The 23,653-nt window shown below is 60.5% G+C and carries 26 protein-coding genes; 16 read left to right on the top strand and 10 right to left on the bottom strand.

The features are described from left to right. Positions 1 to 5: 5 nt before the first annotated feature. Genes ACIQWS_RS12675 through ACIQWS_RS12655 form a run of 5 tightly spaced genes read left to right on the top strand, consistent with a single transcriptional unit; the run spans position 6 to position 3,497 of the window. Positions 6 to 413: a VOC family protein gene (locus ACIQWS_RS12675; protein WP_223614053.1), complete on the top strand. Its 408-nt coding sequence runs from the start codon at positions 6 to 8 to the stop codon at positions 411 to 413. Further along, positions 410 to 1,054, top strand: coding sequence for an RdgB/HAM1 family non-canonical purine NTP pyrophosphatase (rdgB, locus tag ACIQWS_RS12670; RefSeq protein ID WP_346306152.1), 645 nt, complete (start codon positions 410 to 412; stop codon positions 1,052 to 1,054). The genes ACIQWS_RS12675 and rdgB overlap by 4 nt, the downstream gene beginning before the upstream one ends. Further along, a complete protein-coding gene (gene hemW / locus ACIQWS_RS12665; RefSeq protein WP_403179512.1) occupies positions 1,054 to 2,226 on the top strand; it encodes a radical SAM family heme chaperone HemW in 1,173 nt (390 codons plus the stop codon). Before rdgB ends, hemW begins: the two co-directional genes overlap by 1 nt. A gap of 9 nt (positions 2,227 to 2,235) precedes the next feature. Beyond that, positions 2,236 to 3,135 (top strand): 16S rRNA (cytidine(1402)-2'-O)-methyltransferase, encoded by a 900-nt coding sequence (rsmI, locus tag ACIQWS_RS12660; RefSeq protein WP_346306154.1) that lies wholly within the window; start codon positions 2,236 to 2,238, stop codon positions 3,133 to 3,135. Further along, on the top strand, positions 3,132 to 3,497 hold the full coding sequence (locus ACIQWS_RS12655; RefSeq protein WP_403179507.1) for a YraN family protein: 366 nt from the start codon (positions 3,132 to 3,134) through the stop codon (positions 3,495 to 3,497). Before rsmI ends, ACIQWS_RS12655 begins: the two co-directional genes overlap by 4 nt. Here the strand turns inward: ACIQWS_RS12655 and ACIQWS_RS12650 are convergent. After that, positions 3,494 to 3,706, bottom strand: a complete 213-nt coding sequence (locus ACIQWS_RS12650; protein ID WP_105734015.1) for a helix-turn-helix transcriptional regulator — start codon at positions 3,704 to 3,706, stop codon at positions 3,494 to 3,496. The two genes, ACIQWS_RS12655 and ACIQWS_RS12650, sit on opposite strands and share 4 nt — an antisense overlap. A 10-nt stretch (positions 3,707 to 3,716) precedes the next feature. Beyond that, complete coding sequence (locus ACIQWS_RS12645; protein WP_403179502.1) at positions 3,717 to 4,298, bottom strand: DUF2975 domain-containing protein; 582 nt, start codon at positions 4,296 to 4,298, stop codon at positions 3,717 to 3,719. Between the two features lie 105 nt (positions 4,299 to 4,403). On the opposite strand from ACIQWS_RS12645, the gene ACIQWS_RS12640 reads away from it, so the two are divergent. From ACIQWS_RS12640 to ACIQWS_RS12610, 7 genes are all read left to right on the top strand, one after another. Next, positions 4,404 to 4,802 carry a chlorophyllide reductase gene (locus ACIQWS_RS12640; RefSeq protein ID WP_403179500.1) on the top strand — a complete coding sequence of 133 codons (399 nt, stop codon included), beginning with the start codon at positions 4,404 to 4,406 and terminating at the stop codon, positions 4,800 to 4,802. A 122-nt stretch (positions 4,803 to 4,924) separates the two neighbouring features. Next, positions 4,925 to 5,620, top strand: coding sequence for a methyltransferase family protein (locus ACIQWS_RS12635; protein ID WP_403179496.1), 696 nt, complete (start codon positions 4,925 to 4,927; stop codon positions 5,618 to 5,620). 294 nt (positions 5,621 to 5,914) lie between these two features. Next, complete coding sequence (gene cysG / locus ACIQWS_RS12630; protein WP_403179493.1) at positions 5,915 to 7,369, top strand: siroheme synthase CysG; 1,455 nt, start codon at positions 5,915 to 5,917, stop codon at positions 7,367 to 7,369. Positions 7,370 to 7,387: 18 nt separating this feature from the next. Further along, positions 7,388 to 7,702, top strand: coding sequence for a DUF2849 domain-containing protein (locus ACIQWS_RS12625; protein WP_223614062.1), 315 nt, complete (start codon positions 7,388 to 7,390; stop codon positions 7,700 to 7,702). 23 nt (positions 7,703 to 7,725) lie between these two features. Continuing rightward, a complete protein-coding gene (locus tag ACIQWS_RS12620) occupies positions 7,726 to 9,396 on the top strand; it encodes a nitrite/sulfite reductase (RefSeq protein WP_403179488.1) in 1,671 nt (556 codons plus the stop codon). After that, positions 9,389 to 10,141, top strand: a complete 753-nt coding sequence (locus ACIQWS_RS12615; protein ID WP_403180969.1) for a phosphoadenylyl-sulfate reductase — start codon at positions 9,389 to 9,391, stop codon at positions 10,139 to 10,141. The genes ACIQWS_RS12620 and ACIQWS_RS12615 overlap by 8 nt, the downstream gene beginning before the upstream one ends. 5 nt (positions 10,142 to 10,146) lie before the next feature. Beyond that, positions 10,147 to 10,680 (top strand): DUF934 domain-containing protein, encoded by a 534-nt coding sequence (locus tag ACIQWS_RS12610; RefSeq protein ID WP_403180966.1) that lies wholly within the window; start codon positions 10,147 to 10,149, stop codon positions 10,678 to 10,680. 3 nt (positions 10,681 to 10,683) lie between these two features. On the opposite strand, the gene ACIQWS_RS12605 is transcribed toward ACIQWS_RS12610, so the two are convergent. Continuing rightward, the gene (locus ACIQWS_RS12605) at positions 10,684 to 11,244 is read right to left on the bottom strand and encodes a L,D-transpeptidase (RefSeq protein WP_403179482.1); all 561 of its coding nucleotides are present in this window, start codon (positions 11,242 to 11,244) and stop codon (positions 10,684 to 10,686) included. A gap of 156 nt (positions 11,245 to 11,400) precedes the next feature. After that, positions 11,401 to 12,339: a nucleoside hydrolase gene (locus ACIQWS_RS12600; protein WP_346306162.1), complete on the bottom strand. Its 939-nt coding sequence runs from the start codon at positions 12,337 to 12,339 to the stop codon at positions 11,401 to 11,403. Between the two features lie 112 nt (positions 12,340 to 12,451). Between ACIQWS_RS12600 and ACIQWS_RS12595 the strand changes: the two genes are divergently transcribed. Continuing rightward, positions 12,452 to 12,874, top strand: coding sequence for an Hsp20 family protein (locus tag ACIQWS_RS12595; RefSeq protein WP_223614066.1), 423 nt, complete (start codon positions 12,452 to 12,454; stop codon positions 12,872 to 12,874). 44 nt (positions 12,875 to 12,918) lie between these two features. Beyond that, positions 12,919 to 13,188: a DUF1150 family protein gene (locus tag ACIQWS_RS12590; protein WP_105734008.1), complete on the top strand. Its 270-nt coding sequence runs from the start codon at positions 12,919 to 12,921 to the stop codon at positions 13,186 to 13,188. Positions 13,189 to 13,394: 206 nt separating this feature from the next. Here ACIQWS_RS12590 and pncB read toward each other — a convergent pair whose 3' ends face one another. Further along, positions 13,395 to 14,702 (bottom strand): nicotinate phosphoribosyltransferase, encoded by a 1,308-nt coding sequence (gene pncB, locus ACIQWS_RS12585; protein ID WP_288193704.1) that lies wholly within the window; start codon positions 14,700 to 14,702, stop codon positions 13,395 to 13,397. A gap of 279 nt (positions 14,703 to 14,981) precedes the next feature. Here pncB and ACIQWS_RS12580 point away from each other — a divergent pair, with 279 nt between their 5' ends. Continuing rightward, entirely contained in the window at positions 14,982 to 16,151 is a 1,170-nt protein-coding gene (locus tag ACIQWS_RS12580; RefSeq protein WP_403179474.1) for an efflux RND transporter periplasmic adaptor subunit, read from the top strand. A gap of 8 nt (positions 16,152 to 16,159) precedes the next feature. Further along, entirely contained in the window at positions 16,160 to 19,297 is a 3,138-nt protein-coding gene (locus ACIQWS_RS12575; RefSeq protein WP_403179469.1) for an efflux RND transporter permease subunit, read from the top strand. A gap of 66 nt (positions 19,298 to 19,363) precedes the next feature. On the opposite strand, the gene ACIQWS_RS12570 is transcribed toward ACIQWS_RS12575, so the two are convergent. From ACIQWS_RS12570 to ACIQWS_RS12550, 5 genes are read right to left on the bottom strand one after another with little or no spacing between them, the layout of a single operon-like run. Next, on the bottom strand, positions 19,364 to 20,350 hold the full coding sequence (locus ACIQWS_RS12570; protein ID WP_105734004.1) for an ABC transporter substrate-binding protein: 987 nt from the start codon (positions 20,348 to 20,350) through the stop codon (positions 19,364 to 19,366). Positions 20,351 to 20,377: 27 nt separating this feature from the next. Next, positions 20,378 to 21,487: an ABC transporter permease gene (locus ACIQWS_RS12565; RefSeq protein ID WP_403179463.1), complete on the bottom strand. Its 1,110-nt coding sequence runs from the start codon at positions 21,485 to 21,487 to the stop codon at positions 20,378 to 20,380. After that, a complete protein-coding gene (locus tag ACIQWS_RS12560; RefSeq protein WP_403179459.1) occupies positions 21,484 to 22,359 on the bottom strand; it encodes an ABC transporter permease in 876 nt (291 codons plus the stop codon). Before ACIQWS_RS12560 ends, ACIQWS_RS12565 begins: the two co-directional genes overlap by 4 nt. Further along, positions 22,356 to 22,814: a GNAT family N-acetyltransferase gene (locus ACIQWS_RS12555; protein ID WP_403179455.1), complete on the bottom strand. Its 459-nt coding sequence runs from the start codon at positions 22,812 to 22,814 to the stop codon at positions 22,356 to 22,358. Before ACIQWS_RS12555 ends, ACIQWS_RS12560 begins: the two co-directional genes overlap by 4 nt. Before the next feature lie 12 nt (positions 22,815 to 22,826). After that, positions 22,827 to 23,621: an ABC transporter ATP-binding protein gene (locus tag ACIQWS_RS12550; protein ID WP_403180963.1), complete on the bottom strand. Its 795-nt coding sequence runs from the start codon at positions 23,619 to 23,621 to the stop codon at positions 22,827 to 22,829. Positions 23,622 to 23,653: the final 32 nt, after the last annotated feature.

Raw genomic sequence — 23,653 nt, 5'->3', positions numbered from 1 at the left:
ACACCATGCAGCCATCGGGTATTCTGGAAACAGCACTCTATGTGACCGATATCGACGTGGCTGCACGGTTCTATGCCGATATACTCGGACTGGACGTCATCCTGCGGGCGGGCAATGAATCCGTGTTCTTCCGTTGTGGGGCGGGTGTCCTGATCCTGTTCGACGCGGAAAAGCTGAGGGAAAGGCCCAAGGGCGGTCTTCCCATCCCGGCCCATGGTGCCAAGGGGCCGGGCCACGTCTGTTTTCGCGCAACACGGGATGAAATTTCCGGCTGGAAGTCCCATCTTGAGGCCAATGGCATTGCCATCGAAAGTGAATTTGACTGGCCCAATGGTGCCCGCTCCCTGTATTTCCGCGATCCGTCCGGAAACTCGATTGAATTTGCCGAACCGGCTTTATGGAACCTGACATGAGAACACTCGAAAAAGGCAAACTGCTCGTTGCCAGTCACAACAAGGGCAAGATCCAGGAAATGATCGATCTGCTCGGCCCCTTCGGTTTCGAAGTGGTGTCGGCGGGCGACCTCGGTCTGCCGGAACCGGATGAAACCGGCACCACATTCGAAGAAAACGCCTACATCAAGGCTTTCGCGGCGGCCAAGGCGACCGGCCTTGTCGCGCTGTCTGATGATTCCGGCCTTTGCGTCGATGCGCTGGATGGTGACCCCGGCGTTTACACCGCCAACTGGGCGGAGCTGCCGGATGGCAAGCGGGATTTCGCCCATGGGATGCAAAAGGTTGAAACCGCGCTGCAGGAACGGGGCATCACTGACGCTAGGGATCGCGGCGGACGTTTCGTTTCGGTAATCTGCCTCGCCTGGCCTGACGGTGAAGCCAACTATTATCGCGGCGAAGTGGAAGGCGAGATCGTCTGGCCGCCGCGCGGCACTGCCGGTTTCGGCTTCGACCCCGTGTTCAAGCCGCAGGGCTATGACGCAACATTCGGGGAGATGACCGCCGAGCAGAAACATGGCTGGAAGCCCGGCGAAGCCGACGCGCTGTCGCACCGTGCGCGGGCTTTCCAGCATTTTGCCCGCGATTGTCTGGGGGCCTGATGACCCCATTGTTGCGCGGCCAGGAGAACGAAGGGGGCTTTGGCGTTTACGTCCACTGGCCCTTCTGCATGGCCAAGTGCCCCTATTGTGATTTCAATTCGCATGTCCGTCACCAGCCGGTGGACCAGCCGAGGTTTACCGCGGCCTTCGCCCGTGAAATGGCGACCATGCGCGAGCGCACCGGTTCGCGCACGATTTCCAGTATCTTTCTCGGCGGCGGTACGCCGTCTTTGATGGAGCCGGAGACTGTCGGGTCGGTGCTCAATGAGATCGCCAGGAACTGGTCCGTGCCTGACAATATCGAGATCACGCTGGAAGCCAATCCGACCAGCGTCGAAGCCAACCGTTTTCGCGGCTACCGGGCGGCAGGTGTCAATCGCGTCTCGCTGGGTGTGCAGGCATTGAACGATCCTGACCTGCGGCGGCTCGGGCGCATGCACAATGTCGAGGAAGCCCTGGTGGCAATCGGTCTGGCGCGCGATATTTTTCCGCGCCTGTCCTTCGATCTGATCTATGCCCGGCCTGACCAGACCATCGAAGCATGGCGTGAAGAGCTCAACCGCGCCATCTCCTACGCCGCCGATCACCTGTCGCTCTATCAATTGACGATTGAGGAAGGCACGCCCTTCTACCAGTTGTGGAAAGCCGGCAAACTGATAACGCCCGATGGCGATCACGCGGCAGCGCTTTATGCGGAAACGCAGGATGTCACGACCCGGCGCGGTCTGCCGGCCTATGAGATTTCCAACCACGCGGCGCCCGGCGCCGAATCCCAGCATAATCTCGTCTACTGGCGGTATGGCGAGTATGTTGGCGTCGGACCCGGCGCCCACGGCCGCTTTATCGAGAACGGCAAGCGTGCGGTCACGATAACGGAACGTCACCCGGAAACCTGGGTCAGCAAGGTCGAGAGCGATGGCCATGGCGTTGTCGAGGAAGAGTTGCTGAGCGGGGAACAGGAAGGCGATGAATTCCTGCTGATGGGCCTGCGGCTCGTCGAAGGCATCGATCTTGCGCGCTATGAACGGTTGACCGGCCATGGCGTCAAGGAAAAGCGCGTGATTTCCTTGGCCGAACAGGGCCTGATCGAATATATCGGCAACAGCCGCATCCGCACGACGCCCGAAGGCGCGATCGTTCTGAATGCGGTCATTGCCGATCTGGCAGCGTGAGGGTGCGACGTGTCTGACGGGGAAGCCAGGGAACGGGACTACCAGATCGGCAACACGGCGTTTCGCGCCCGGCCGCTTGAGCCGGCGCTTTACATCGTCGCCACACCCATCGGTAATCTTGGCGATATGACGCTGCGCGGCATCGAAACGCTCGCGGCAGCCGATGTGATCGCCTGCGAGGATACACGCGTCAGCCGTGTTCTTCTCGACAGATACGGTATTTCCCGCCGTCCCTATGCCTATCATGAACACAATGCCGGCGAAGCCGGGCCCAAACTGATCGAAGCCCTGCTTGCCGGGAAAAGTGTGGCACTGGTCTCCGACGCAGGAACCCCGCTGGTCTCCGACCCGGGCGGGCGCCTCGTGCCGGAGGCCAAGGCCGCCGGTATCCGCGTGGTGCCGATTCCTGGAGCGTCGTCGGTTCTGGCGGCACTGACGGCCTCGGGTCTGTTTACTGACAGCTTTTACTTCGCCGGATTTCTGTCGTCGAAACAGGGGCAGCGCCGGTCGAAACTTGAATCGCTGAAGACGCTGGATGCCGCGCTGGTGTTTTTTGAATCGCCCAATCGTGCCGCCGCCACGCTTATGGACATGGTCGAGGTGTTCGGCCCGAAACGGCAGGCATCGCTGTGCCGCGAACTGACCAAGACCTACGAGACCGTGGTCACCCTGCCGCTGGCGGAACTGGCGGCGGAATTCGATGGCGAGGACCGCATCCGCGGCGAGGTGGTTCTTGTTGTCGGGCCGCCCGAGGGCGATCAGAACATTGCCCGTACCGACGATGATGTCGATGCATTGCTGCGTGCACTTGTCCTTGAAATGTCGCCGGCCAAGGCGGCGGGCGAAGCATCGCGCATGACGGGCCGGCCGAAGGGTGAACTCTACCAACGGTTGCTTGCAATGAAATGACAGGCGCGGGCGAGCGACACAGGGCTTACCGGCGCGGCCACTCCGCCGAGTATTTCGCTGCGCTTGCCCTGATGCTGAAAGGCTTTCGCATTGTCGCGCGGCGCCACCGCACCAAACAGGGGGAGATTGACCTCATTGCCCGGCGCGGCGATCTTGTTCTCATCGTTGAAGTGAAAGCACGCCGGACACTTGAACAGGCGATGGATGCGGTGACTTGGACAGCCATGCGGCGCATTGAGGCGGCCGCCGATCTCTGGCTCGTGCGTCAGCCCGATTATGCGAACCTGTCATTGCGCTATGATCTCGTGGCGATTGTGCCATGGCGCTGGCCAGTGCACGTGCCGGCCATTTTCACCGCCTAGCTCTCCTCCTTGTCGTAGCGCATGAGGTCGCCGGGCTGGCAGTCGAGATAGTCGCAGATGCGCTCCAGGGTTTCGAAGCGGATGCCTTTCACCTTGCCCTGTTTCAGCAGGGACAGATTGGCTTCCGTTATTCCGACATGCTCCGCCAGGTCCTTGGATTTCACGTTGCGTTCGGCCAGCATGACATTGAGCCTGACTTTGATGGGCATGGGCTTATCCTCAGACGAATTGAGCATTTTCATCGGCTATCGCGATGGCTTCCCGCATCACCCAGGCAATGACGATGATGGTTCCGGCAAACAGCAATCCGAGCCACATGTCCGAACTGATGCCGATGGACAGTGCGCGTTGCCCGGCCGGGTTGGTCCAGCTTAGGATGAGCGAGAGGGCTGCATAGGCGAAGGGCTGAAGGAGCGTCGATACAAAGACCGCCATTGCGAAAGCGCGCAGGCTGCCGACGGTTTCGGCCGTGAAAAACTGCTGTTTGGCAAAGCCGTTGAAGCACCGTTGGGCCTGCCTCAATCCCCAGATCAACGCTGCCAGTGGCAGCATCGAAACGAGAAAAGCAAGAAGACGGGTCGGGAAACCAAGATTTTCCACCCCGGTAACCGGTAGCTTGGCCGCTGTCAGGATATCGGCCGGCGGCGTCGCAAACCAGTAGTAGAGCGTTCCTGCGGTCAAGATCACCGATGTGGCGAGATACAGACCCGACATGATTTTACTGAGACGCCGGATACGCTCCGCGCGGTGAGCCGGCATGTTTCCTGTCGTAGGCATATCAAGCGAAGAAAGATTGCTCATGGGGCACCTCTGTGAGTTTTCTTCCAGAATAATAGCAAGAAATTATCGTTTTACAATAATAAATTTTCGAGATACGAATTTCGAACCAACACAGGAGATTTTGGTATGCCCCTTCTTAGAACGGCCAGCGCATCTTTCATTTCCATAGCTTTCGCCCTTGGATTGGCAACCGCCTCAATGGCGGCGGCGTCCACCGCCAAGGGGCAGATTTCGGTCACGCAGGTCATGGCAATGCTCGACCAGGCGTCGTCCAATCCGACGGCGGGCCAGGTTCTGACCGCCTATCTCGCTGGCGTGGGCGAGACCGCGGCCATCATCATCGACCTTGCGGCAAAGGCGGACGGCTCGCCGCTAGCGGCCTGCAAAACCCGCATCGCTCTCGATGACAAGGCGGTGCGGCGCGCGCTGGAGGCGCAGCCAAAGGGCCGGTGGCAGCAGATAGCAGCCACACCGCTGATCGTGCGTGATATGATCAAGCGTGCGGGGTGCGCGCTCGCCGACTGAAACGGCAGGCACCCCTATGGTTGCCGGCAATCGGGTTTCGGCTCTATTCTACCGGATAAGGCGAAAACAGACGAGGTGTCCGATATCCCCGGTCTCGCGCCTTAACCGAAGGAGGGTTGACCATGTCCATGCATCTCTCGCCGCATGACCTGCACAGGAAGGCGTGGGAGGGGCAGGCGAAGGGCATCGTCATCCTTCTGGTGCTGCTCATGCTGCCTGCCTGGTCATTGTCGTTCTGGCAGGGCTGGCTTTTCTGGCTGGTCTTCAGCGTCAGCACGAGTTTCATTTCCTATTATTTTCTCAAACACGATCCCGCTCTTGTCGCAAGCCGGTTGAGGGCCGGGGCGGGCGCCGAGCGTGAACCGGCGCAGAAGCGTATCCAGACCGTAGCGGCCGTGGTCGGCCTCCTGACCTACATCATGCCGGGGATCGAGCGTCACTTTACCGGGCTGCCCTTGCCCGTCTGGGTGGTCATCCTTGGCAATGCCGCTTTTCTCGCCGGGGCCTGGATTGTCTTCCTGGCATTCCGGGAAAACAGCCATGCCTCCAGCATTATCGAGGTCAAATCGGGGCAGCGGGTCATCGCAACCGGACCCTATGGCATCGTACGGCATCCCATGTATTCCGGCTGCGTGCTGGCCTTCGTCGCGTCATCCCTCGCGCTCGGGTCACTGTGGTCTCTGCCCTTTGCCATCGCGCTCAGCCTGGTCATCGTTGCCCGTCTGCTCGATGAGGAAAAATATCTCAAGGCGAATTTGCCGGGTTACGCCGCCTATTGCCAGCAGGTGCGTTACCGTCTTATTCCGACGCTGTGGTGATGGCCTTTTGCGCGACATGCAGAAAGGGCTTGCATTTCCACGTTAACACGATAAAAGTAGTCGTGTATTGGATCGGTGTTCCTTGAACCGGTGCCGTTTGCTGTTGCCTGTCCCGTCTTGCCGTTTCCGGCAAAGGCTGGGCGGCATTTTCTTGTGATGCATGGAAAGGGAATCCGCTTGTTCCGCGATTTTCAGAAATTCTATGCTCCGCCGTTCGATTCGGCGCATTTCTGTTCCTTATAAAGAGCGGTCCGATCAACGATAATCCCAGCATTCACCGGGATTGTCTTGCTCATGTCTATCCATGCCAATCAGCTTTCTGTCTTTCCTGCCTTCTTCCGCGTGCGGAATGAAGTGGTTGTGGTTGTCGGCGAAGGCGAAGAAGCATTGAACAAGGCCCGTCTTCTGGCGCAGACGAATGCGCTGATCCGCGTTGTTGCTGCAGACCCCGAACAGGAACTTGCTGATTTCATCCGCGCTGGCCGTCACGAGCATGTCGCGGAAGTCTTTTCTCCAAAGCACCTCTCGGGCGCAAAGCTGGCTTTTGTTGCCACGGGCGATGAAGCACAGGATAGCGCCATTGCCGCCGAAGCGCGCCGCCAGCATGTCCCGGTCAATGTGGTCGACCGTCCGGAACTCTGCGATTTCTTCACCCCCGCCATCGTCAACCGTGCGCCGATTGCCATTGCCATTGGTTCGGAAGGCACGGGTCCCGTGCTCAGCCAGATCATTCGCGCCCGTATCGATGCGGCGTTCTCGCCGCGCCTGGGCGATCTTGCCCGTCTCGCCAATGCCTATCGTCCCGCTGTCGAAAAGCTGGTGAAGAAAGGCCTGCCGCGCCGTCTGTTCTGGCGCTCGTTCTTCTCGGGCGATGTGGCCGGCAAGGTCTACAACAATGATCTCGACGGTGCCCGCCAGGCTGCCGGGCTGCTCCTCGACAATCAGGACGAGCCGAAAGGTTATGTCTGGCTGGTCGGTGCGGGTCCTGGCGCCGAGGACTTGCTGACCCTGCGCGCGCACCGCGTTCTCATGGAAGCGGATGTCATCGTCTATGACGCGCTGGTGCCTGAGGCTGTCGTCTCCATGGGCCGCCGCGATGCAGCCCGGCTTTCCGTCGGCAAGCGCAAGGGCTGCCATTCGAAAAGCCAGAGCGAAATCAACGACCTGCTGGTTTCGCTCGGCCGTGAAGGCAAGCGCGTCGTGCGCCTCAAATCCGGTGATCCGCTGGTTTACGGCCGCGCCGGTGAGGAAATGGCCGCGCTGCGGTCTGCCGGTATCCCTTTCGAGATCGTCCCCGGCATCACCTCGGCCTTTGCCGCGGCTGCCGATATGCAATTGCCTCTGACCCTGCGTGGTGTCGCATCCTCCCTTGTGTTCACCACGGGTCATGACATGGCTGGCGAAGTGCTGCCCGACTGGGCACGCCTCGCCATTTCAGGGGCGACAATCGCCGTCTATATGGGCCGCAGCGTGGCAGCCTCCGTCGCCGAGCGGCTGATGAGCGCCGGCCTGCATGCCGATACCGGCGTGGCCGTGATCGAAAATGCCGGACGTGCGGATCGCCGCATGTTCCATGGCACGCTGCAGGATTTGCCGGCGTTGGAACAGCGCCCCGACCTTGACGGTCCCGTCATGGTGGTCATCGGCGATGCCGTGGCCGGTGCTGCGATCGACAAGGCCGAGCCGCTGGCTATCCGTACCCCAACCTCTTCGGTGGCTGCGCGCCATCTCCAATCCAATGCCGCTTGATTGCGAAGGATGATGATCATGAGTGTTAAAGTTCTCACTGCAAACCGTCTGACCGATGGCGAAGCCGTATGGCTTGGCGCCAATGGCGAATGGCTCGATCACATTGACGGCGCCCTCGTGGCCCGCCACGCCGAAGCGGCGGCGGCACTGGAGGAAGCGGGCAAGGCGGCGATCAAGTCCAACCTTGTCATCGACGTCAATGTCATCGACGTGGAAGAGCGCGGTGAGCATCTTTATCCGGTCCGCCTGCGCGAGCGCATTCGCCAGCTCGGCCCGACCGTCCGTCTCGACCTTGGCAAGCAGGCGGAAAAACCTGCGGCAAACGCTGCTTAACTGATAATCGAAGGCCCAGCAGAATGTATCGTTACGATGAGTTTGATCACGCGTTTGTTTCCGCCCGCGTTGAGCAGTTCAAGGATCAGGTCGAGCGCCGTTTGGCTGGCGAACTGACCGAGGACCAGTTCCGTCCGCTGCGGCTGATGAACGGCGTCTATCTGCAATTGCATGCCTATATGCTGCGCGTTGCCATCCCCTACGGCACATTGTCGTCGCGCCAGATGCGCAAGCTTGCCCACATCGCCCGCACCTATGACCGTGGCTATGGTCACTTCACCACGCGCCAGAACCTCCAGTACAACTGGCCCGCGCTGAAGGACATGCCGAAGGTTCTCGACGAACTTGCCGAAGTCGAAATGCATGCGATGCAGACCTCAGGCAACTGCATCCGCAATGTGACCGCCGACCACTTTGCCGGCGCAGCCGCCGACGAGGTTGCAGACCCGCGCCCCTACGCGGAAATCCTGCGCCAGTGGTCGTCGATGCATCCGGAGTTCTCCTACCTGCCGCGCAAGTTCAAGATCGCCGTTACCGGCGCCGAACGGGACCGCGCTGCGATCCAGGTGCACGATATCGGCCTGCACCTGAAAAAGAACGAAGCGGGTGAGATCGGTTTTGCCGTTTATGTCGGCGGCGGTCAGGGCCGCACGCCGATGGTTGCCAAGAAGATCCGCGACTTCCTGCCCGTCGAGGATCTGCTGACCTATACGACCGCGATCATGCGCGTGTACAATCTGAACGGTCGCCGTGACAACAAGTACAAGGCGCGCATCAAGATTCTCGTGCACGAAACCGGGACGGAAGAGCTGACCCGCCAGGTGGAAACCGAATGGCTGGCGCTGAAGAACAGCGACCTGAAGCTGCCGCAGACGGATGTCGATGCCATCGACAGTTACTTCCGTCCGCCGCATCTGCCGCAGCGGCCGGAAGGCTGGTCGGCACTGGCCGGTGCCCGCAAGGCGGATCATGCCTTTGCCGCCTGGGTCGACCAGAACGTGACACCGCACAAGAACCCGGATTACGGCGTCGTGACCATTTCCCTGAAGCCGATCGGCGGCATTCCGGGCGATGCCACCGATGCCCAGATGGATCTGGTTGCCGATATTGCCGAACAGTTCTCCCAGGACGAAATCCGCGTCAGCCACGAGCAGAATCTCATTCTGCCGCATGTGGCGATTGCCGATCTGCGCATCGTTTACGATCTGCTCTTGACCGACAGTCTCGCCACGGCCAATGCCGGGCTGATCACCGATATCATCTCCTGCCCGGGTCTGGATTATTGCGCACTGGCGACAGCCCGCTCGATCCCGGTTGCCCAGCGCATATCGGAACGCTTTGCCGATCCGGCGCGCCAGGCCGATATCGGCGAGCTCAAGCTGAAGATATCGGGCTGCATCAATGCCTGCGGGCATCATCATGTCGGTCATATCGGCATTCTCGGCGTCGAGAAGAAGGGCGAGGAACTCTACCAGATTTCCCTCGGCGGCTCCGGCGACGAGGTCTGCACCATCGGCGATATCACCGGGCGCGGCTTCTCCTCCGAAGAAATCGTCGACGCGATCGAGACCATTGTCGACCGCTATCTCGAAGTCCGGACGGACAAGGAAGAAACCTTCCTTGCGGCTTACCGGCGTCTGGGCGCTGCTCCCTTCAAGGAGGCGCTCTATGGCGAGGCTGCCAATGCTGCTTGAAACCAACGAGATCACCGTGGCGGACGAAGCGCGGGCGCTTGAAGCCCGCTATGGCAATCTCGACCCGGCGCAGATCATCGAACTGGCGATCGGCCAGCTCTTCAAACAGGACATCGCCGTGGTTTCCTCGTTCGGGGCGGAGTCCTCGGTGCTTCTGCACCTGATCGCGCAGGTGGATCGCACCCTGCCGGTGCTGTTTCTCGAGACAGGCAAGCATTTTCCGGCAACGCTGCGCTACCGCGACCAGCTTGTGCACGATCTCGGTCTGACCGATGTGCAGGACATTCACCCGCTCAAGCAGAGCCTGAAGGACGAGGATCCTTTCGGGGCGCTGTCCATGACCAACAAGGACCGCTGCTGCTACATCCGCAAGGTGGAGCCGATGGCGAGGGCCGTTGCGCCCTATCGCGCCTGGATGACCGGCCGCAAGCAGTTTCAGGCTTCGACGCGCACGGCGCTGCCGGTGTTCGAATCCGTCGGTGCGCGCGTGCGCATCAATCCGCTGGCACGCTGGACGTCTGCCGACCTGAAGGCCTATATGGCCGCCAACCAATTGCCGCCGCACCCGCTCGTCGCTGAAGGCTACCGCTCCATCGGCTGCATGCCCTGCACGTCGCCGGTGAAGGAAGGCGAAGATGACCGCGCCGGCCGCTGGGCAGGCACCGATAAAACCGAATGCGGTATCCACCTGACTGGCCTCACCGACCAGCTGAGCAATATTTCCCTGACGGATTCGAATCTATGAATGACATGTCTGAAAAGCCCGAGAGCCAGCTGTGGGGCCGCGAAGGTTTCCGCGAGGACCCCTATATCACGGCTGAAACGCTGGAGGAGGCAGGCGATGCCCCGGCGGTCATCCTGCCGCTGGCCGCCTGGCTTGGGCTTGATGAGGGGGTGCGCAATGCGACCAACCGGCGGATCGGTGTTTCCGTCGCGCCCGGCGAAAGCATCGATCCGCTCCTGCCGTTGCTCGGTTCAATCCCGGTGATTGCGCTGCAGTTTCCGGCCTTCAATGATGGCCGTTCCTATTCGAAGGCCGAGGTTCTGAAGGATCGCCATCAGTTTCAGGGCGAGCTGCGTGCGGTCGGCGATGTGCTGATCGATCAGGTTGCCTACATGCTGCGCACCGGCTTTGATACGCTGAAGGTCACCCACGCGGTGACGCTGACACGCCTCGCCGGCCACAACCTGCACGATACGCCGGTTTATTATCAGCCTGGCCGCGGCTCCCACACCAAGGCGGGCACCTACAGCTGGCGCCGCGTGCCCGACACGCGCTCCTGAGCATCAGAGGACGATCACGGGCGTTCCCAGGGGAACGCGGTCGTAAAGGTCGACCACATGGTCATTGATCATGCGGATGCAACCGTTGGAGACGGCCTTGCCGATCGACGAGGGTTCGGTGGTGCCATGGATGCGGTAATAGGTGTCGCGGCCATTGCGGTAGAGGTAGAGGGCGCGGGCCCCGAGCGGATTGCTCCCGCCGCCGGCAACCCCGTCCGCATAGCGGGCATATTTTTCCGGCTGGCGTTTGATCATGTTGTCTGTCGGCTGCCAGCGCGGCCATTTGGCTTTGCGGCCGACTTCCGCCGTTCCCGAGAAGGCCCGTCCGGCCCGCCCGACACCGATGCCGTAACGGATGGCTGAATATTCATCCTCGACGAGGTAGAGAAAGCGGTTGCGCGGATCGATGATGACGGTTCCGGCCTCTTCATAGGTCGGGTAGTCAACGATCTGCGGCATGTATTCGGGATTGAGGACAAAGGGTTTTCTGGGTTTTGCCGAAGCTGCCTGAGGCGCGGCAACGGTCACCATCAATCCGTAGAAGAACGTCCGTCGTGTCAGCATATCGATTCCAATAGGCTTGAGCGCAGCCCTTGCGGGCCTTCCGGTCACGGGAGGATTATGCGCGGAAATTGCTGACTGAAGGTTTACGTCGACTCAACTTTTTGTGATGAAACAAGGAGATAGGTCCGGCAGTGGGGCTGCCGGACCTGTTTCGGCTCAGGGAAGGCGGGCGATGCGTTCAATCAGCAGGTCGAAGAAACCCTCATCGTTCACATCGCGTATATAAAAGGCGTTTTTCGGCCTGTCGGTCACGCCCCACCAGTCGACGACGGTCATGCCGAGGGTAAGGTCCGACGCCGTTTCCACGACGACATTGCAATGCCGCCCCTTGTAAAGGTCCGGCTTCAGGAGATAGGCAATGACGTTCGGATCATGCAGCGGGCCGCCATCGCTGCCATACTTCTCTTCATCGAACCGCTCGAAGAATTCGAGCAGCTCTGCGGACGCAGCGCCGGATCGGGTTCCCATGGCCCGGAAGCGTTCGATCCGCCGGGCACTCGTCAGCGCCTTGTGTGTCACGTCAAGCGGCAGCATCACAATCGGCACACCCGATGTCAGCACGATGTGTGCCGCCTGCGGATCGACATAGATGTTGAATTCCGCGGTCGGGGTGATATTGCCGCCTTCGAAAAAGCCGCCGCCCATCAGTACGATTTCGCGGATGCGCGTGGCGATCTGCGGGGCACGGATCAGGGCCTGCGCAATATTGGTGAGGGGGCCGAGCGGGCACAGCGTCACAGTGCCGCTTTCCTGCGTCAGCAAGGTTTCGATGATGAAATCGACCGCATGCTGCTCCTGCAGGGGCATGGCGGGTTCAGGCAGGTCAGGACCATCGAGGCCGGTCTTGCCATGGACGTTTTCAGCGGTGACGAGTGCCCGCATCAGGGGCCGGTCTGCGCCGGCAAAGACCTTCACATCCGGTCGTCCAGCCAGTTCGCAGATCTTTCGGGCATTGGTTTTGGTCAGGTCCAGGGGAACATTGCCGGCAACCGCCGTGATTCCCAGAACATCCAGTTCCGGGCTTGCCAATGCCAGAAGGATTGCCAGCGCATCGTCCTGGCCCGGATCCGTGTCAATTATGATTTTCCGCGTCATCTCTTGCTTTCATTCTCTTGAAGTCTGCATCGGGATCGACCATATCAAAGGACAGAAGGGAAATGCCATCTCCGGGTTTCTCTTTTCGGTCGCTTTTCTGAGGACTGCACAGATGACACGAATGACACCGTTTTCAAGCCCTTTGCTGCTTGGTTTCGACACGATGGAAAAGACGCTGGAGCGTATCGCCAAATCCGGTGACGGCTACCCGCCCTACAATATCGAACGTATCCATGGCGATAACGGCCGGGAACAGCTTCGTATCACCCTCGCGGTCGCCGGCTTTTCCAATGACGATCTGGAAGTGACAACTGAGGACAATCAGTTGGTCATCCGCGGCAGGCAGGCCGATGAAAGCGAACGGGAATATCTGCATCGTGGCATTGCCGCGCGCCAGTTCCAGCGCATTTTCGTTCTTGCCGATGGAATGCGCGTGAGTGCTGCCACATTGAAGAATGGGCTTCTGTCGATCGATCTCGACCGTCCGGAACCCGAACGATTGGTCAAACGCATCAATATTGCAGTTCAGGACTGATCGTGGCTCTAACAGGACAGGGCCTTTGGAAGGACTGTCCGAATATGGAGGCTGATATGCAAAACACTGTTTCGAAGAATTTCTTGAGTGAACTGGAATTCTCGCGTCTTGGCGCCGGACAGGTCGCCTATATGCGCAAGGTGAAGACCGACGATCTCGCCACCAGTTTCCCAGCATTGCCGCCGATGACGCCGGGTGTCGAACTCTGGGCGCTCTTTGCGGCCAATGGCGATCCCATCGTGCTTTCCGATGAACGCGACAATATCCTTGTCGGCGCGCAGGAACACGAGCTGCAGACAGTCATGCTGCAGTAACAGCCGTCCGGTTGACGCTGAATTTCCAAAACCCCGCAGGCTTGCCGGCGGGGTTTTGTTCATTTCAAACAGATTCAAACAGATCGCAGCCGCAATGTGCGTGGTTCGACAAGCTCACCATGAGGGGAGTTGAGGATTGCAGCCAGACCACCCTCCTCATGGTGAGCTTGTCGAACCACGCGGGATGGCAATGCAGCTTCTTCTGCTTAAACCTTCACGGCCTGTTCCACCCGGTCTTCCGCGCCGAACAAATCCAGATAGCGCTTGATTTCGGCCTTGTCGCCGGTTGCCTTCTTCGGGTTGTCCGAAAGCTTGACTGCCGGGCGGCCATTGGCTTCGCTGACCTTGCAGACCAGCGAAATGGCATTGAGCTGATCGTTGAAACGCGGCGCGCAATCCTCAAAATCATTGGTCAGGTTGGTCCCCCAACCAAAACTCATGCGCACCTTGCCCTTGAAGTGATGATAGGCCTCTTCGATCGTCTCGACATCAAGCCCGTCGGAAAACACCAGGAGTTTGCCGCGCGGGTCCTTGCCCCTGGAACGCCACCAGGACAGGATTTTTTCCCCGCCCTCGATCGGCGGTGCACTGTCCGGGCGGAAACCTGTCCAGTCGGCAACCCAGTCGGGTGCGTCGCGCAGAAAGGCGGCGGTGCCGAAAGCGTCCGGCAGCACGATAAGAAGATTGCCGCCGTAGTAGCGGTTCCAGTCCTGCAGCACCTTGTAGGGTGATTTCAGCAGTTCGTCATCCGTGCGGCTGAGAGCGGCCAGAACCATCGGCAGCTCATGCGCATTGGTGCCGAGTGCTTCCAGATCATTGTCCATGGCGAGCAGCACATTGCTCGTGCCGGTAAAGGCTTCACCGATGCCTTCCTTCAGGGCCTCCACACACCAGCGCTGCCACAGGAACGAATGGCGGCGGCGCGTGCCGAAATCGGAAATCCGGATATCGGGCAGGGAGCGCAGGCGCTCCACCTTCGTCCACATCTTGGCCTTGGCACGGGCATAGAGCACGTCGAGTTCGAAACGCCCCATCTTCTTCATCGCCGCCCGCGAGCGCAGTTCATTGATGATGGCGAGCGCGGGGATTTCCCACATGGTCGTGTACATCCACGGGCCATGGAAATTCAGCTCGTACTGGCCGTCGCGCTTGGTCAGCTCGTATTCCGGCAGCTGGAAATGCGTCAGCCATTCGAGGAAGTCCGGCTCAAAGATCTGCTTCTTGCCGTAGAAGGTGTTACCGCCAAGCCAGATCATTTCCTTCTTGGAAAAACGGATGGTGCGGGCATGGTCCAATTGCGCGCGCAGCTCTTCCTCGTCGATCTCGTCGCCCAGCCGCACACGCGTGGTTCGGTTGATCAGCGTGAAGGTTGCATCGACCTTGGGATAGACCCCCCAGATCATCTGCAGCATCAGCAACTTATAAAAATCCGTATCCAGCAGGCTGCGGACAATGGGGTCGAGTTTCCACGTGTGATTGAACACGCGGCGTGCAATGTCGGTCTTCGTCGCCATTGAATGCTCTCCTTCCGGAATTTCCGCCCGCCATGTTGCACGGCAGCAACCGCCCATCAAGCAGAACCGGGCATAACCGGCTAAATTCTGCAGTCAAACGGAGGCGGGCATTTGTATTAAATCTTTGTAACCTCACAGTTTTGTCATTAACGGCGACATCAAAGCGCTTTATTCTTGTCGGTAAACAACCTTTCGCGCCGGGATGCGCATTGGGATACAATCAAAAATACGGTGGTGCTGGCTCCGCGGATAGCGGAACCGGCCTTTTTGGAGTGACGTATGAAAGTCTGGAAACAACTTGTACTGGTTGTCGTTATCCTCGCCGTTGCCGGCGCGGGATGGCTGTATTTCTTTCCGGGCGCGTCCAATCTCCTGAAAAAAGCCGGTGTCGACAAGGTTCTGACCACAGCAAAGGAACCAGCGGCGCCCAACGGCCAGGGACGGAGCGGACAGGCCGTTCCGATCGTGGTTGTGCGGGCCGCCGATGCGGCCAAGATCAATGACAAGCTGTCGGCCATTGGCACCGGCAAGGCAAAGAGCTCCGTTTCCGTCACACCGTTCGCCGCCGGACGCATGACGGAAATCCTCGTCACCTCAGGCACCAGGGTTGAAGCCGGCGACGTGATTGCCCGGCTTGATTCCGAGGCGGAAAGCATCGCCGCCGACAAGGCGCGCACCATGCTGAAGGACGCCCAGACCAAGCTGAAGCGCGCGGAAAACCTCAGCACGACCAACACCGTTTCCGCCGTGCAGGTCTCCGATGCCGGACTGGCGGTCGACAATGCCGGTCTCGATGTGCGCGAGGCCGAACTCGCGCTGGACCGCCGCGCGGTCAAGGCGCCGATTGGCGGCATCGTCGGCATTCTTCCCGTGAGTGCCGGCAACTACATCACCACGACGACGCAGATCGCGACGATCGCCGATCGCAGCGAAGTGCTGGTAGACTTCTGGGTGCCGGAACGCTTTGCCCCGGCCATCAAGGTCGGCGCCGCCGTCACCGCCACCTCCGTTGCCCGCCCGGGCGAGACGTTCAAGGGCACCATCAACGCCATCGACAATCGCATCGATCCGGACAGCCGCACCCTGCAGGTGCAGGCGAGGATCACCAATCCGAATGATGCCCTGCGCGAAGGCATGGCCTTTCAGGTGAACATGGGATTTGCCGGAGAGACCTATCCGACGGTCGATCCGCTGGCGATCCAGTGGGGCACGGACGGCGCCTATATCTGGAAGATTGCGGACAACAAGGCGCAGCGTGTGCCCGTCCGCATCATGCAGCGCAATGCAGCCTATGTTCTCGTCAATGCCGAGATCAAACCGGGTGACCTTATTGTCGCGGAAGGGGTGCAGGCCGTTCGCCAGGGCGGTGCCGTCCAGATCAAGGGCCAGCCTGCCAACCAGACCGATTCCGGCGCACGACCGCTGGCTTCCGTCGGCGAAAAGGGCTGAGGTGCGGCGTGAGCAATTCACACGGACAGTCCGGCTCCACTTTCACCGCCCTTTTCATCCGCCGCCCGGTGCTGGCGCTGGTGCTCAACGCCCTGATCGTCGTCGCCGGGCTTGCCGCCTTCTATGGTGTCGACGTGCGCGAACTGCCGGATGTCGACCGGCCCGTGGTGACGGTAACGACGACATTCCAGGCCGCCGCCGCCGAGACGGTTGACCGCGAGCTGACCGCCGCGATTGAAGGCGCGGTGTCCCGCGTTTCCGGGGTCAAATCCATTTCCTCCAGCTCGTCCTTCGGGACCAGCCGCGTCACCGTGGAGTTCAATGACGGTGTCGATCTGAACGTCGCCGCCGCCGACATGCGCGATGCCATCAGCCGCATCACCAACACACTGCCGGAGCAGGCCGACCCGCCGCAGATCGTCAAGGCGGATGCCAATGCCGATGCGGTGATGCGCCTTGCCGTCACCTCGACCACGATGGCCGTCGAAGACATGACCGTTCTGGTCGAAGACCAGATCAAGGACGTGCTTGCATCGGTGCCCGGTGTCGCGGACGTGCAAATCAACGGCAACCGCAGCAAGATTTTCCGCATCGATATCGATCAGGGCAAACTGGCAAGCCTTGGGTTGACGGTTGCCAATGTCCGCACGGCCCTCAACACGATGGCGTTCGATACGCCCGCCGGTCAGATCAACAGCAGCGCCCAGAGCATCGTCGTCCGCGCCACCGCGCCGGTGTCGACGCCGGAAGATTTCGAAAACATCATCATCAAGGATCGCACCAAGATCAGGGATGTCGCAACCGTCACGCTCGGTCCCGATATCGGCACATCGACGCTGCGCGCCAATGGCAAGACCGGCATTGGTCTTGGCATCATCCGCCAGGCGCAGTCCAACACGCTCGATATCTCCAAAGGCGTCCGGACGGCTATCGGTCAGTTGCAAAAAACCTTGCCGGAAGGCGTCGATATCCGCGTGACCAGTGACGATGCCGATTTCATCAACGGTGCCGTGCATGAGGTTGAAATCGCGCTGGGCGCCTCGGTCTTCATCATCATCCTGATCATCTATCTCTTCCTGTGGGACCTGCGTGCGACGCTGATCCCCGCGGTGTCGATGCCGGTCGCCCTGATCGGAACCATCTCGGCGATCTATCTCGCCGGTTTCTCGATCAACATCCTGACGCTGCTGGCGCTGGTGCTGGCGACGGGTCTCGTGGTGGACGATGCCATTGTCGTGCTCGAAAATATCGTCCGGCGCCGCAACCAGGGCATGGGGCCGCGCGCCGCTGCCGTGCTTGGCACGCAAGAGGTGTTTTTCGCGGTCATCGCGACGACGGTGACGCTGGCGGCAGTGTTCGTGCCGCTCTCGTTCCTGCCCGGACAGACCGGCGGCCTCTTCCGCGAATTCGGCTTCGTGCTGGCAATCTGCGTGCTGCTCTCGGCCGTCGTCGCGCTCACGCTCTGTCCGATGCTCGCCTCGCGCCTGCTCTCGGCAAGCGAAGCCAAGCACGAGGATATCAACCATTCGCCGGGCCTTGTCCGGCGGGTGGGCGGCTGGTTCCTCGAAGCCTATCGCCGCATGCTGCACGGATGTCTGGCTGCGCCATGGCTCGTGGTCCTGGCATCGCTGCTGTTTGCCGGGGCAGCCTTTGGCGCCTTTTCGCTGCTTAAACAGGAATTGACGCCGACCGAGGACCGCGCTTCGGCCTTCCTGCGCATCACGGCGCCGCAGGGCGTCAGCCTTGAATATCTCAACGACCAGATGCGCCAGATCGAGACGCTGATCCAGCCGATGCGCGATTCCGGTGAAATCCAGAACACGTTTTCCATCGCCGGACAGAACGGCAACACCAATCGCGGTTTCATGGTGCTCAGCCTTGCCACATGGAAGGAACGTCACCGGAGCCAGCAGGAAATTCTCGCCGACGTGTCCAAGCGCGTGCGCAATATTCCCGGCATCCAGGTCTTTGCCGCCCAGCCCAATTCGCTCGGTATTCGCGGCGCGGGCAACGGCCTGCAGTTCGCCATTGTCGGGACCAACTACGCCGACCTCGGAACGGCTGCCGCCAAGATCGTGTCGGCGCTGGAAAAGGACAAACGCTTTGACCGGCCTCGTCTGACCAATGAACCGACGCAGCCGCAGCTCTCCGTGTCCATTGATCGCGAGCGTGCTTCCGATCTCGGCATCGACATCACCGGCCTCGCCGAGGCGCTGCAATCGGTGCTGGATGGCTACAAGATCGGTTCGGTCTACATCGAGGACCGCAGTTTCGATGTGAAGCTGGTCTCGACCACCAATCCGATCAATGATCCGACTGATCTCGAAAACGTCTTCATGCGCACCAGCGATGGCCGCTTCGTGCCGATGGCGACCATCGCCAAGCTGACAGAAGTGGCAGTGCCGCCGGCATTGACCCGCGAGCAGCAGATGCGGTCAGTCGCCATAACGGCCGCCCTCAGTCCTGACTTTGCCCTGGGTGATGCCTATAAGGTAGCGCAGGAGGTGGCTGCACCACTGCTTCCGCCGGGCTACCGCCTCATTCCGCTCGCCGAGGCGGCAACGCTCGGCGAGAATTCCGCCAGCATGTTCGTTACCTTCGGTTTCGCCATCCTGATCATCCTGCTCGTGCTCGCGGCACAGTTTGAAAGCTTCATCAGCGCGGTTATCGTGATGGCGACCGTCCCGCTCGGCCTGGCCTGCGCGGTCTTTGCCATGGTGCTCACCGGCACCAGCATGAATGTCTACAGCCAGATCGGGCTGGTGTTGCTTGTCGGCATCATGGCCAAGAACGGCATCCTGATTGTTGAATTCGCCAACCATTTGCGCGATCAGGGCCGGAGCGTGCGGCAGGCCATCGAGGAAGCCTCCAATATCCGCCTGCGCCCGGTGGTCATGACGATGCTCTGCGCCATTCTCGGCGGCGTTCCGTTGGTTCTGGCCAGCGGTGCCGGTGCCGAGGCCCGCATTGCCCTCGGCTGGGTCATCGTCGGCGGTCTCGGCCTTGCCACGGCCTCGACATTGTTCCTGACGCCGGTTGCCTATCTCCTGCTCGCCGGTTTCTCCAAGCCGAAAGCGGAAGAGGAAGCGCGGCTCGAGCGGGAACTTCTGGAAGTGGTGTCGCAGCCGCCCTTGCCCGCTGAATAGGATCCGTATTCATGCAAACAAAAGGCGGGGATCACTCCCCGCCTTGTTCATTCCGGCTGCGAATCGTTATTTCGCGGCGTCCGTAACCTTCGTTGTCCAAGCGCCTTCCGGCTTCTTGGTGATGACGGGATCGGAGCCGCCGCCGAGGAGTGTGTCTACGGTGCGCTCGGCCGCTGCCACATCGAGAACGCCGGTGGAGCCCTCAGTCAGCTTGTTGATCTCAGCCACCATGCGCTTCTGGTGCTTTTCGGTCTGCGCGCCGCTGGCATCGTTTTCAAGCACGATGTTGGCCGCTTCATCCGGATGCTGGCGGGCATAGTCCCAGCCCTTCATCGAGGCCTTGACGAAGCGGGCAAGTTTTTCCACCATCTTCGGGTCATCGAGGCTCTTCTGCAGCACGTAAAGACCGTCTTCGAGCGTGGCGACCTTCTCGTCCTCATACTTGAACGTGACCAGCTGATCGGCGGGAATACCGGCATCGATCACCTGCCAGTATTCATTGTAGGTCATGGTCGAGATGCAGTCCGCCTGCTTCTGGATCAGCGGATCCACATTGAAGCCCTGCTTGAGGACGGTGACGCCATTCGGACCGCCATCGGTCTTGAGGCCGAGGTGGTTCATCCACGACAGGAACGGATATTCATTGCCGCCGAACCAGACGCCGAGGGTCTTGCCCTTGAAATCCTGCGGCTTGGTGATGCCAGTCTCCTTGCGGCAGGTCAGCATCATGCCGGAGCGCTTGAACGGCTGGGCGATGTTGACGAGCGGCAGGCCCTTTTCGCGCGTGGCGAGGGCAGACGGCATCCAGTCGACGACCACGTCGGCGCCGCCGCCGGCGATCACCTGCGGCGGGGCAACGTCAGGCCCGCCCGGCTTGATTTCCACGTCGAGATTGGCCTCCTTGTAGAAACCCTTGTCCTTGGCGACATAATAGCCGGCGAACTGGCCTTGCGTGACCCATTTGAGCTGCAGGGTCAGCTTGTCGGCCGCCAGCGCCGAGCCCGCCATCAGCGTCATCGCCAGACCCATCGTCAATGCTATCGTCTTCTTCATGTTTCAGTTCTCCTCTGTTCTTGTTTTTTAAGTTCTGTAGGAAGGGTGCCAGAAAGTAACCGCCCGCTCGATGAGGGTAATAAGCCCGTAAGACAACGAGCCCGCAAGCGCCGCGACAAAAATTTCCGCCCACACCATATCGACATTCATGCGGCCGACTTCCGCCGAGATGCGGAAGCCCATGCCGACAATGGGCGAGCCGAAGAATTCGGCAACGATGGCGCCGATGAGGGCCAGCGTCGAATTGATCTTCAGCGCGTTGAAGATGAAGGGCATGGCGGCGGGCAGGCGCAGCTTCACAAGAGTCTGTCCGTAGCTGGAGCCATAGGTCTGCATCAGGTCGCGTTCCATCGCGCCGGATGCGGCAAGTCCGGCCACGGTATTCACCAGCATGGGAAAGAAGGTCATGATGACGACCACGGCGGCCTTCGATTCCCAGTAGGAACCGAACCACATGACCATGATCGGCGCGATGCCGACAACGGGAAGGGCGGCCACAAGATTGCCGATGGGCAGCAGTCCCCGGCGCAGGAAAGGCACCCGGTCGACAATGATGGCGGCAAGGAAACCCGAACCGCAACCGATGACATAACCGGCAATGGCGGCCTTCAGATAGGTCTGCTGAAAATCCGCCCAGAGCGTCGGTACGGAACTGGAAATACGCTCGGCGATCATGGATGGCGGCGGCAGCAGAATGCTCGGTACGCCAAAGCCGCGGACGATGATTTCCCACAGGATCAGCAGCCACGCACCGAACAGCACCGGCAGGGCGAGATTGACCAGCCGCTGGGCCTGCGGCGAAGTGAGTTTCAGGCCGGCCAGATTCTGCACGCTGAACCACGCAAGCAGCCAGGATGAGGTCACCATGCACCAGTAGCCGATCGACGGTCCCGGCGGCTGCGGCATGGCGTGGAGCAGTCCGATGAGGCAGAAGGCGACCACATGGACAAGCGCGAGAACGACGATCAGCGATGGTATCGATACGCTCGTGAACAGGGCAACGGCAGCGGCAACAAACAGGATAACCGGGGTCGAATAGCTGAGCGTGTCGAGAACGTCGCCGCCGGACGATATCAGCAATCCGGGAACGGCGAGCAGGAAGGCGGCAATGGCCAGCGGGGAGCGGGACAGTCTCATGGCCGTACTCCCATGCGCCGGTTGACGAGCGTGGCCACCAGCCCGATCAGGCTGACCAGAATGGCCGCCATCAGCGCCGCCGCGATCAATGCGGCCCAGATCTGCACCGTCTGGCCATAATAGGAACCGGCCAGCAGCCGCGCACCGATGCCCGCGACCGCACCGGTCGGCAGTTCACCGACAATGGCGCCGACCAGACTGATGGCGACGGCAATCTTCATCGAGGTGAAGAGGTAGGGCATGGACGCCGGCCAGCGCAGCTTCCAGAACACCTGCGCCTTCGAGGCGTTATAGGTGTGCATCAGGTCGAGATGCATGATCTCGGATGAGCGCAGGCCCTTGACCATGCCGACGGCAACAGGAAAGAACGACAGATAGGTGGAGATCATCGCCTTGGGCAGGAGCCCGGTGATATTGACCGCATTGAGCACCACGATGATCATCGGCGCGATGGCAAGGATCGGCACGGTCTGCGACGTGATGATCCACGGCATCAGGCTTTTATCGAGCGTGCGCGAATGGACAATGGCAATGGCCAGCAGGATGCCGAGCAGCGTGCCAAGCCCGAAACCCAGCAAGGTCGAGGACAGGGTGACACCACCGTGATAAACGAGACTGCGCTTCGATGTCGGGCTGATATCGAACACGGTCTTGCGGATTTCCTCGGCCACCTGATGCGGTGCGGGCAGGACCGGGCGCTCCTGCGCCATCGTGTTGGCGATCAGTTGGCCGGTGGAGATCGTTGTGTTGGCGCGTGCCGCCTGATCCCGCTCGAACGGTGCATTGAGGATAATGGCGAAGGCATACCACAGCGCCAGAATGGCGAGGAGAACAGTGCCAACGGGAATAACGCTGTTGCGGATGAAGTTCATGAATGCATCCCCGCTTCAGGCTGCCAGCGGTACAGAATATCCGGCAAATATTCCTCATTGTCGCCATCGGTGCGGCGCACTTCGGTGAAGCCTTCGCGCCTGTAGAAGGACTGGGCACCGGTATTCGCCACAAAGGTCCAAAGCTCCACCGGTCCCGTGGCCTGCCGCTTGGCGTGATCCAGCAGTGCCTTGCCGATGCCCCTGCCGCGCCGGTCGGCATGCACGTAGAGTGCATTGACCATGTTGTCAGGCGCGAGCGCAACCATGCCGGCTATCATGTCATGGTCATCGGCGACAAAGACTTCGTATCTGGAAAAGACGGTATCGCAATAATAGTCCGTGACATCGTCCGCCGAATGAATGCGCGGCATCCATTCCGTCACGTCGATCCACGCATTGACGATAGCCGCGCAGTCGGACATGTCACGCAGTTTGGCGGCGCGGATCGTGGTCATCATGCGCCCCGGCTATTCATCATAGGAATGGCCATGGCGCAGGCCCTCGCGCACCCGGTGGGCAATCTCGAGAAATTCCGGCGTTTCGCGGATATCGAGCGTGCGTTCCGTGCCGAGATTGCAGTCGATGATCTCATGGATACGGCCGGGACGCGGGCTCATCACCACGATCTTTGTCGACAGGAACACCGCTTCCGGAATGGAGTGCGTGACGAAGATCACCGTCTTCTGTGTCTTCGCCCACAGCTTCAGCAGTTCTTCGTTGAGGTGGTCGCGGACGATCTCGTCCAGCGCACCGAACGGTTCGTCCATCAGCAGCATGTCGGGATCGAAGGACAGGGCCCGCGCTATGGAGGCGCGCTGCTGCATGCCGCCCGACAGCTGCCACGGAAATTTTTTCTCGAAACCGGCAAGGTTGACCAGATCAAGGTTTTTGGCGATGCGGCTCGCCCGTTCGGCTTTTGGCACGCCCATCACTTCCAGCGGCAGGGAAATATTGCCGCCGATGGTGCGCCATGGATAAAGCGCCGCCGCCTGGAACACATAGCCATAGGCGCGATTCTGCCGCGCTTCGGATGGCGTCAAGCCATTGACGGAAATGGTCCCGGATGTCGGCTGCTCCAGATCGGCGATCACCCGCAGGAGGGTGGTCTTGCCGCAGCCCGAGGGCCCGATGAAGGAAACGAACTCGCCGCCATTGACCGCAAGGTTGATGTTCGACAGGGCATTGACCGGCCCGTCATTGGTCTGAAAGACCAGGGACAGGTCCTTGACGTCGATCACATTCTTTGGCGTCGCGTTTGGCATTGACTGGGCCTTGGGTCGGAGCGCGACGACTG

Origin of the sequence: Phyllobacterium sp. NPDC097923 (genome assembly GCF_044760925.1) — a bacterium.
GTDB lineage: Bacteria > Pseudomonadota > Alphaproteobacteria > Rhizobiales > Rhizobiaceae > Phyllobacterium > Phyllobacterium calauticae.
This window is presented reverse-complemented; position numbering and strand designations above follow the sequence as displayed.